The 8,322-nt window shown below is 40.7% G+C and carries 9 protein-coding genes; 5 read left to right on the plus strand and 4 right to left on the minus strand.

Translation table 11 applies throughout. The features are described 5' to 3' along the window. Positions 1-613: LysR family transcriptional regulator (locus tag UC75_RS01320; RefSeq protein WP_228137002.1), on the minus strand; the 613-nt coding region annotated here is incomplete at its 3' end. A gap of 110 nt (positions 614-723) precedes the next feature. Between UC75_RS01320 and UC75_RS01325 the strand changes: the two genes are divergently transcribed. Both UC75_RS01325 and UC75_RS01330 read left to right on the plus strand, forming a co-directional pair. Next, a complete protein-coding gene (locus tag UC75_RS01325) occupies positions 724-1,155 on the plus strand; it encodes a CidA/LrgA family protein (RefSeq protein ID WP_049836439.1) in 432 nt (143 codons plus the stop codon). Between the two features lie 11 nt (positions 1,156-1,166). Beyond that, positions 1,167-1,856 (plus strand): LrgB family protein, encoded by a 690-nt coding sequence (locus UC75_RS01330; protein ID WP_002157453.1) that lies wholly within the window; start codon positions 1,167-1,169, stop codon positions 1,854-1,856. A 7-nt stretch (positions 1,857-1,863) separates the two neighbouring features. Here the strand turns inward: UC75_RS01330 and UC75_RS01335 are convergent, their stop codons facing one another. Next, positions 1,864-3,354 carry a PLP-dependent aminotransferase family protein gene (locus tag UC75_RS01335; RefSeq protein ID WP_049836440.1) on the minus strand — a complete coding sequence of 497 codons (1,491 nt, stop codon included), beginning with the start codon at positions 3,352-3,354 and terminating at the stop codon, positions 1,864-1,866. A gap of 114 nt (positions 3,355-3,468) precedes the next feature. Between UC75_RS01335 and UC75_RS01340 the strand changes: the two genes are divergently transcribed. Both UC75_RS01340 and UC75_RS01345 read left to right on the plus strand, forming a co-directional pair. After that, entirely contained in the window at positions 3,469-4,104 is a 636-nt protein-coding gene (locus UC75_RS01340) for an FMN-binding negative transcriptional regulator (protein ID WP_049836441.1), read from the plus strand. 42 nt (positions 4,105-4,146) lie between these two features. Further along, positions 4,147-4,740, plus strand: coding sequence for a GNAT family N-acetyltransferase (locus UC75_RS01345; protein ID WP_049836442.1), 594 nt, complete (start codon positions 4,147-4,149; stop codon positions 4,738-4,740). Between the two features lie 3 nt (positions 4,741-4,743). Here UC75_RS01345 and UC75_RS01350 read toward each other — a convergent pair whose 3' ends face one another. Together UC75_RS01350 and UC75_RS01355 are read right to left on the minus strand one after the other, a co-directional pair. Beyond that, positions 4,744-5,736, minus strand: coding sequence for an AraC family transcriptional regulator (locus UC75_RS01350; protein WP_049836443.1), 993 nt, complete (start codon positions 5,734-5,736; stop codon positions 4,744-4,746). Between the two features lie 40 nt (positions 5,737-5,776). Then, positions 5,777-6,607: an oxidoreductase gene (locus tag UC75_RS01355; protein WP_049836444.1), complete on the minus strand. Its 831-nt coding sequence runs from the start codon at positions 6,605-6,607 to the stop codon at positions 5,777-5,779. A 354-nt stretch (positions 6,608-6,961) separates the two neighbouring features. On the opposite strand from UC75_RS01355, the gene mdcA reads away from it, so the two are divergent. After that, the coding region (gene mdcA, locus UC75_RS01360) for a malonate decarboxylase subunit alpha (protein WP_228137003.1) at positions 6,962-8,322 on the plus strand (1,361 nt) is incomplete at its 3' end.

Consider the following 8,322-nt stretch of genomic DNA (forward strand, 5'->3'; position numbering starts at 1 on the left):
TTAAAGAGAAATTTTCAGGAAACATTAAAAACGATTGGTGTTGTAGCTCTTCTAGATTTATTTTTTTACGGGTTGCCCAAGTGGCATCACGACGTAAAAGAACCATTAAAGGGTAGTTACATAGCTCAATACTATTGAAAATTTGCTCATCAAAAGGCTGCAATAAAACGCCAACGTCTAGTTCATTGTTAAGCAAAGCTTGTTCAATACCACGTGAACCAACCTCCATAAAAGCTAATTCAATATCTGGCAATTGCTGATGATAATCAAATAGGGCAGTCGTTAAGAGCTGCGAGCCTAAAGGCGGAACGCCAAGTTTTAAAGTTCCTGTTTTTAATTGTTGATAATTTTCTATCTCAAGAAAAATGTTTTGTTCTGCCTGAAGAAGCTCGACCGCGTGTTGATAAATACGCTCTCCAATTTCAGTTAATTCAATTTGTCTTTTTCGTCCATGATCGGGTTTAACTAAAAGTTGGACCTGAAGCTGTTCTTCAAGCTGCTGTAATATTTTACTAATAGTGGGCTGAGTCAGATATAACTCTTCAGCAGTACGTGTAAAGCTTTTAGTTTTGACCAGCGTAACGAAGCACTGAAGTGATTTTAGAGAAAGCATAATAAAGAATAAATTATTCCATTTTGGAATGATATTAACATGAATAATTCATATTTAGCAGCTTTAACCAAGATAGCATAATGGTGTAGTTAACCATTTAATTTCGCAAAATGAGTACTGAATCTGCTTCTGACACACCCACACAACCTTCACTTTTAGTTTTAGTTAAACAAATTTTGATTTTGGCTGGATTTTGGTGCGTCGGATATCTCTTACATCAAAAACTTGGCGTACCTGTCTCGGCAGGTATTTTAGGTATGTTTTTATTGCTTCTATGCCTGTTCTTTAAAATTATCAAAATGGATCAGGTGGCAATAGGAGCAACCGTTGTTTTAGGTGAACTGTTGCTGTTCTTTGTTCCTGTGGTGGTCGCCGTTGTCCAGTATAAAACGCTGTTTATGACAGAAGGATGGCAAATTGTTCTGAGCATTGCGGTTGGGACCATTTCGGTCATGCTCAGTACATGTCTGACTATTCACTATTACAATCGTTTGAAAGCTTATTTACAGGCCCGAAAACGTCTTCAACATAAGCATATCTAAGAGAAAATGACATGAATATTTGGTCAATTCTTTGTCTGATCTGGACCTTGGCAGCCTATGTTGTGGCAAAGCGGATCTATCAGAAAAATCCGAAACTTTGGTTATCACCAGCAATTAGTGTGCCTGTACTCACCATTATTTTGATGACGATTTTTGGAATTTCATATCAAACTTATGCTGAAGATACGCAGTGGATTGTTAATTTATTAGGGCCTGCAACGGTTGCGTTTGCTGTACCGATTTATCGCTATCGGGAAACGATTCGAAAAAACCTTGGGGTCCTTTCGATTGCGATTATTGTGGGGATGAGTGTAGGTGTGATGTCTGCCTATGAAATGGCACAGTGGTTTCACTTTAGCCCTGAAGTCACCAACAGTTTGATGGCCCGTTCTATTTCAACACCATTTGCCATGATTTTAGCGGAAGATATTCACGGTTCGGCAGCATTGGTTTCACTATTTACCGTTATTACTGGTTTGGTCGGTATGATTTGTGGCGATGCAATTTTAGCGATCACTAAAATCCGTTCTAATGTGGCAAATGGGGCAGCTTTCGGAAATGCAGCCCACGGTTTTGGTACAGTTAGAGCACAGCAGCGCAATAGTGAAGAAGGTGTAATTGCCAGTTTGACCATGGTCATTGCAGGTATTTTAATGGTGCTGATTGGGCCATTTGCCATTCATCTATGGTTGCTACTGTAAACTTGGTTTAAGTTGGCTTGTCATGTTGTTGAATAATCTTTGATAGTTTTTTGATGGCTTGTCTCATCAGTTCAGGTTCAAAATCGCCTAAGCCAACAATTAACCCCGGACGTTGTTGTTCTTTTGAAAATGTCGGTGAAATTGCTTTAATGGCAATGCCTGCATCGACTGCCGAGCTTGCAACGTCAATATCATTAATATGGTGAGCCAGCCATAACACCATATGCATGCCTTGATCGCCCGGCTGTAACCAAGCTAGTTCTTGAGATATGTATTTTTCAATCAAGCCAATAATGTATTCTCGAACTTCTGCATAGACATTCCGAGTCCGTCGGATATGCCGCTCTAAATAGCCTTCTTGAATAAAAGCAGCCAAAACGTGCTGGTCGGCAGCAGGTGGATGTCGATCAATTAAGACTCTTAGCCCACAAAAAGGTGCCACCAATTCTTTAGGCAATACTGCATAGCCAAGTCTAAGTGATGGAAATAAGACCTTACTGAAAGTCCCAAGATAAATGACTTGGTCGGGTGCCATACCTTGTAACGATGGGAAGGGCTGTCCGTTATAACGGAGTTCACTGTCATAGTCATCTTCAATGATCCATGCATTTTGCTGTTTTGCCCAAGCCAATAAAGCAGTACGTCTTGCTAGACTCATCGGCATGCCAAGTGGATATTGGTGAGACGGCGTCACAAAAGCAGCACGTGCATGTTTAGAAAGTTTAATTCCAGTTTCAACTTGAATACCTTCTTCATCGACAGGAACACGCACCATCCGAATGTTTTGTACAGCATGCTCAAAAATAGCTGTTGTACCCCGATAAGCTGGATCTTCAATCCAAACTTCATCTTTTGCTTCAAATAAAATCTGGCTGCAAATATAAAGTGATTGCTGAATGCCGGGTGTAATCACAATTTGTTCAGGTTCACAGTGGACAGAGCGTGAACGACGTACATAGTCGGCTATAGCAACTCTTAGTGATAGCACGCCTTGAGGTTCACCATAACCGGAAGGAGCACCTGCACCTCGTGATCTAAATTTATTACCAAACTTACGCCAGATGTCGCTCGGTTGAGTGCGGGCAATGGGAACAGATACTGCAAAAGGGGCATGAGGAAGCGGTTTAAACTCTTTAAGCACTTGGGCATAAGAAAGTGCCGACTTCGTCAAAGGGATTACGCTAGGTGTGGTTACTTTTTGAGAATGTTGCGGCGTAGTTTTTTTAGTTAAAGCATGAGACACATAGGTGCCTGTTCGTGCTTGAGAGTCAAACACACCTTCGGCTAAAAGCTGATCGTAAGCTTCGATAATCGTTCCGCGAGCGACTCCGAGTGTTTGAGCCAGTTCTCGTGAAGAAGGCAACGGATCGCCAGGCTGTAAATCACCACTTTGTACAGCTTCACGCAAAGCTTGGGTTAGTTGAGCACTTATCTTTCCTTGGCTTTTATTAATCTTTGCAATCGACGGAAGTTCAACAACTTTTGCCATTCTTGCCATAATTCTGGTCTACTTAAAAAAATACAAAGTGGTTCTTTTTAATAAACCACAGAAACAAGAAAATTTACAACACAAAATATAAATAACCCTGATATTTACAGCGAGGTTTGAGCCATGTATATCCCCGATGATTATGCAGAAAACCGTTTGGATGTATTGCATTCTCTTATTACCGAATATCCATTTGGTGTGCTTTTTACTCATGGAAGTAATGGCTTAGATGCAAATCATCTTCCATTCGAATTACAGGCAAGCGAAGGGGAATTGGGTGTACTACATGCGCATGTGTCTAGAGTTAATCCTGTCTGGCAGGACATTAAAAATGGAGATGAGGTGTTGGTCGTGTTTCAAGCGGGTGATGCTTATATTTCACCAAACTGGTACCCATCCAAACATGAACAGCACAGACAAGTACCGACATGGAACTATAGGGTTGTGCATGCTTATGGCAAAGTAACCATTCGAGATGATGAACGTTACGTCCGTGGTGTTGTGGCTCGTTTAACCCGTACCCACGAAGCATCTCAACCTGAACCATGGAAAATGTCCGATGCACCAAGGGACTATATTGAACCGATGTTAAAAGCCATTGTAGGTATTGAGATTGAAATTACCAAGCTGCGAGGCAAATCAAAACTTGGGCAAAACAAAGAACGTCGAGACATTTTGGGCGCGGCAGATGGCCTATCGAAATCTGGTCATCAAACCATAGCAGACGCTATGTATAGTGTGGCTGAGTTAAATAAATAATTTTGAAAATATAAAACTTTAATATCAATTGAGGAGACAAAGATGTCTTTTACTACACCTGTTGAGTTGGTAGGTGAGCACGTTATTTTAAAGCCCTTAGACTTAACTCAAGCTGAATCACTGGCGGAGGCTGTTTGCGATGGGGAACTCTATAATCTTTGGTATACCCGTGTGCCAAGACCTGAACAAATGACTGCTGAAATTGAAAGACGTCTCAGTTTGCAAAATTCCGGTTCTATGCTGCCATTTTATATTGAAGATCGAAAAACGGGGCGAGCGTTAGGTATGACAACTTTAATGCATATTGAAGAAGCCCATCGCCGTGTAGAAATTGGTTCGACGTGGTACCGAAAGTCTGCACAGCGTACGCCTGTTAATACTGAATGTAAAAAGCTACTGTTGGCTCATGCATTTGAGACTTTAAACTGCATTGCGGTTGAGTTACGTACATCTTCTTTAAATGTTCAAAGCCAAACTGCAATTCTGCGTTTGGGAGCAAAGCTTGATGGTGTGCTGAGAAGCCATCAAATTGTGAAAGATGATATTTTGCGAGACACTCACGTTTATAGCATTTTAAAACATGAGTGGCCTGCGGTTCGTCAAAATCTGAAATGGATGTTGAATAAACCGCGTTAGGAATTAATGCATAAGTCTATATTCTTGCGGAGTATTACCCGTCCAGTTTTTAAATGCTCTGCTAAAAGAATTGTGCTCTTGAAAGCCCAATAGAAATGAGATTTCACCCGTACTCATTGATGATTTTTCTAAATAATGTTGGGCAAGAGATTGACGTGTCGCATCCAAAAGCGTTTTAAAATTAGTTTGTTCTTCTAAAAGTAGCCGTTGTAACGTACGTTTGCTCATCGCGAGTCGTTGAGCAACATCTTCTATCGTACATAGTCCAGCAGGTAGGTTTTCTAAAAGAATTGCTTTAACTTTTTCACTAACTGTTGCATCTTCATCAAGCTGTATAAGACTACGTTGCAAGTTTGGCTCGAAAAAAGACCACATAGTCGGGTTGGCTGTTAAAAAAGGACGTTCAGCATCTTGGCGTGAAAAGACAATTGAAATGTGTTCACTTTTTTGTGGAAGTACGCCAAAAAATGTTTTGTACTCTGCCAGATTATTAGGTAAATCGGGCAGCGTAACTTTCAAAGGTATAACCTGATGTCTTGTACATATTCTTGCTAATTGAGTAAAAAAGACCAGTTCTGACATAGCAAGGCTTTGCGGCGTTGGCGTAGATACATTATAAAATTTGAGTTCTAGCGTTGTTGTGTCGTTATCAATTGCTACTTGTAACTGCATTGGCCCAACCAGTCTTTTAAATTCAGATAGACGCTGTATCGCAATATTAAAGTTGGGACTACAAATACAAGCAAAAATCGCTGGGTCAAAAAGCTCAACTGTAATCATTTGACCGATTTTTAAAGGTAAGTCATTTATTCCAGCAAGTTGTTCAATTGCGTGCCAAAAATTGAAATATTGAATGGGCGTAAGGCTTGCATCTTTACGATTAAACAAATCAAGCGGTAGAGATGCCAAACGTAATGCATCTTCAAGATTTATGCCTAGGTCGTTCAGTAATAACTTCCAGTTGGTATTTAGGGCAAAATTTGAAGCATATTTCATTTGAGCATCTCAACATATAAACTTATATGGTTCACTTCATTTATTTAATAACTGACATCACCATACGATCAAACACACGGTCGCCAAACCATTTACGTACAAATATCATCAGTTTGGCATATTTGCCACCCACATAACGAGTTTTAGGTGAGGATGCATGAACAGCTTTCATCAGCATATCAACGACAACTTGCACGTCTGAAAGTTCACCTTTTTCTACTGTAGTTTTTGTTGAGTTAGCAACCGCGGCTGCCATATGGCTATACGCACTTTGCCCTGAACGTTCCAGCATAGGTTGGATCAATACATCTGCAAATTCAGTTGCGATAGCACCGGGTTCAATGACAACAACATCAATATTAAATGATTTTAACTCTAAACGTAGACAGTCAGACCAACCTTCAACTGCATGTTTACTGGCATGATACCAGCTACCAAGTGGTGTATAAATTTTCCCACCCATTGATGAAATATTGATAATACGCCCCTGCATTTTTTTACGCATACTAGGCAGAACCTTTTGGGTTAAATAGGCCATACCAAACAGATTCACTTCAAATTGATAGCGTGCATCGGCAAGTGTCGTATCTTCCATAGCACCATACATACCGAAGCCTGCGCAGTTAACTAAAATATCAACACCATGGGTTTCTTTTTCAATAGTTTTCACAACTTGGTCGATATCATCCTGATTGGTAATATCCATTTTTAATGTATGAGCACCAAGTGCTTTTAGTTCTTGCATAGCATCAACGCGACGAGCAACGGCATAAACAGTTGCACCTTCTTTGAGTAATGCTTTGGTAAATGCTTTTCCCATACCAGATGATGCGCCTGTGATGAGAACGATTTTTTCTTTAACTGTGTTCATATTCTGTCTCTCAACTAAAGTTTTAAGGAACTTGCTTTTCGATAGAGACATCATAGAAATTTGAATAATATTCACCCAAATCGAATGGCGACAATGTTTAATCAAAGTGCGCCAAATTTTTAAAATATTATTTCCTCGAAATAAGAGTAGATACACAAAGTTAAATTAAAGCTTCTGGTCGTCTTTTGCTTAACCATAGTAATGAGCATGCTGCAATTAACTAGCCACGGGATTTAAGCCATACTTAAATCATTAACCTGAAGTTAATAACAGCTCATCTAGGTTGATTGATCGAAACGCCATAAAGCGTTTTTATAGATACAGAACAAAACTGCGATCTATATAGGTAAGTACATGGAAGGATCAGTTCAGAATAAAGAACGGTTATGGACAAAGCGGCGTCATGCCAAACAACTAAAACTAGAGATGGCAAACCAATATACCGATGGTGTGGTGATTCCAACTCAAGACATTATTAAAGTTTTAGAAACCTTAATTACACCGGGTGACAAAGTTGTACTCGAAGGGAATAACCAAAAGCAGGCAGATTTCCTTTCGCGTTCTTTAGCACAAACCAACCCAGATGTTTTGCACGATTTACATATGATTATGCCAAGCGTTGGGCGTTCGGAACATCTTGATCTGTTTGAAAAAGGCATTGCGCGTAAGCTCGATTTTTCTTTTGCTGGCCCACAAAGTTTACGTATTAGCCAGTTGATTGAAGATGGACTGCTAGAGATTGGTGCGATTCATACCTATATCGAACTATATTCACGTTTGGTAGTCGACCTCATTCCAAATGTGGTGCTCTCAGCGGGCTTCATGGCAGACCGTCAAGGCAATATCTATACAGGCCCAAGTACCGAAGACTCTCCAGCACTCATTGAACCTGCTGCTTTTAGTGATGGTATTGTGATTGTTCAGGTCAATGAACTGGTTGATGACGTTTCAGATTTACCACGAGTCGATATTCCTGCTTCTTGGGTGGATTATGTGGTGGTGGCAGATCAGCCATTTTATATCGAACCGTTGTTTACTCGAGACCCGAAACACATCAAACCTGTGCATGTACTCATGGCGATGATGGCAATTCGCGGAATTTATGAAAAGCATAATGTGCAATCGTTAAATCATGGCATTGGTTTTAACACTGCTGCAATTGAACTGATTTTACCGACCTATGGTGAGTCTTTAGGCTTAAAAGGAAAAATTTGCCGAAACTGGACTCTGAATCCGCATCCAACCTTAATTCCAGCGATTGAAACAGGTTGGGTTGAAAGCGTGCATTGTTTTGGTACCGAACTTGGTATGGAAAAATATGTTGCAGCTCGTCCTGATGTGTTCTTTACAGGTCGTGATGGCGCTTTACGTTCTAACCGCATGATGTGTCAGCTTGCAGGTCAGTACGCCGTTGACCTATTTATCGGCGCAACTTTGCAAGTCGATGGCATGGGCCATTCTTCGACTGTCACCAAAGGCCGTTTGGCTGGTTTCGGTGGTGCACCAAACATGGGGCATGATCCGCGTGGTCGTCGTCACGATACGCCGGCATGGTTAGATATGCGTTTGCAAGGTGCTAATGAAACAGAAACTTATTTGGCACGTGGTAAAAAACTCGTTGTGCAAATGGTGGAAACCTTCCAAGAGGGTGGTAAGCCGACTTTTGTAGAGCGTCTTGATGCGATTGATGTTGCTAAAATGGCTGGTTTACCTTT

Origin of the sequence: Acinetobacter sp. V2 (assembly GCF_001188385.1) — a bacterium.
Lineage (GTDB): Bacteria > Pseudomonadota > Gammaproteobacteria > Pseudomonadales > Moraxellaceae > Acinetobacter > Acinetobacter oleivorans.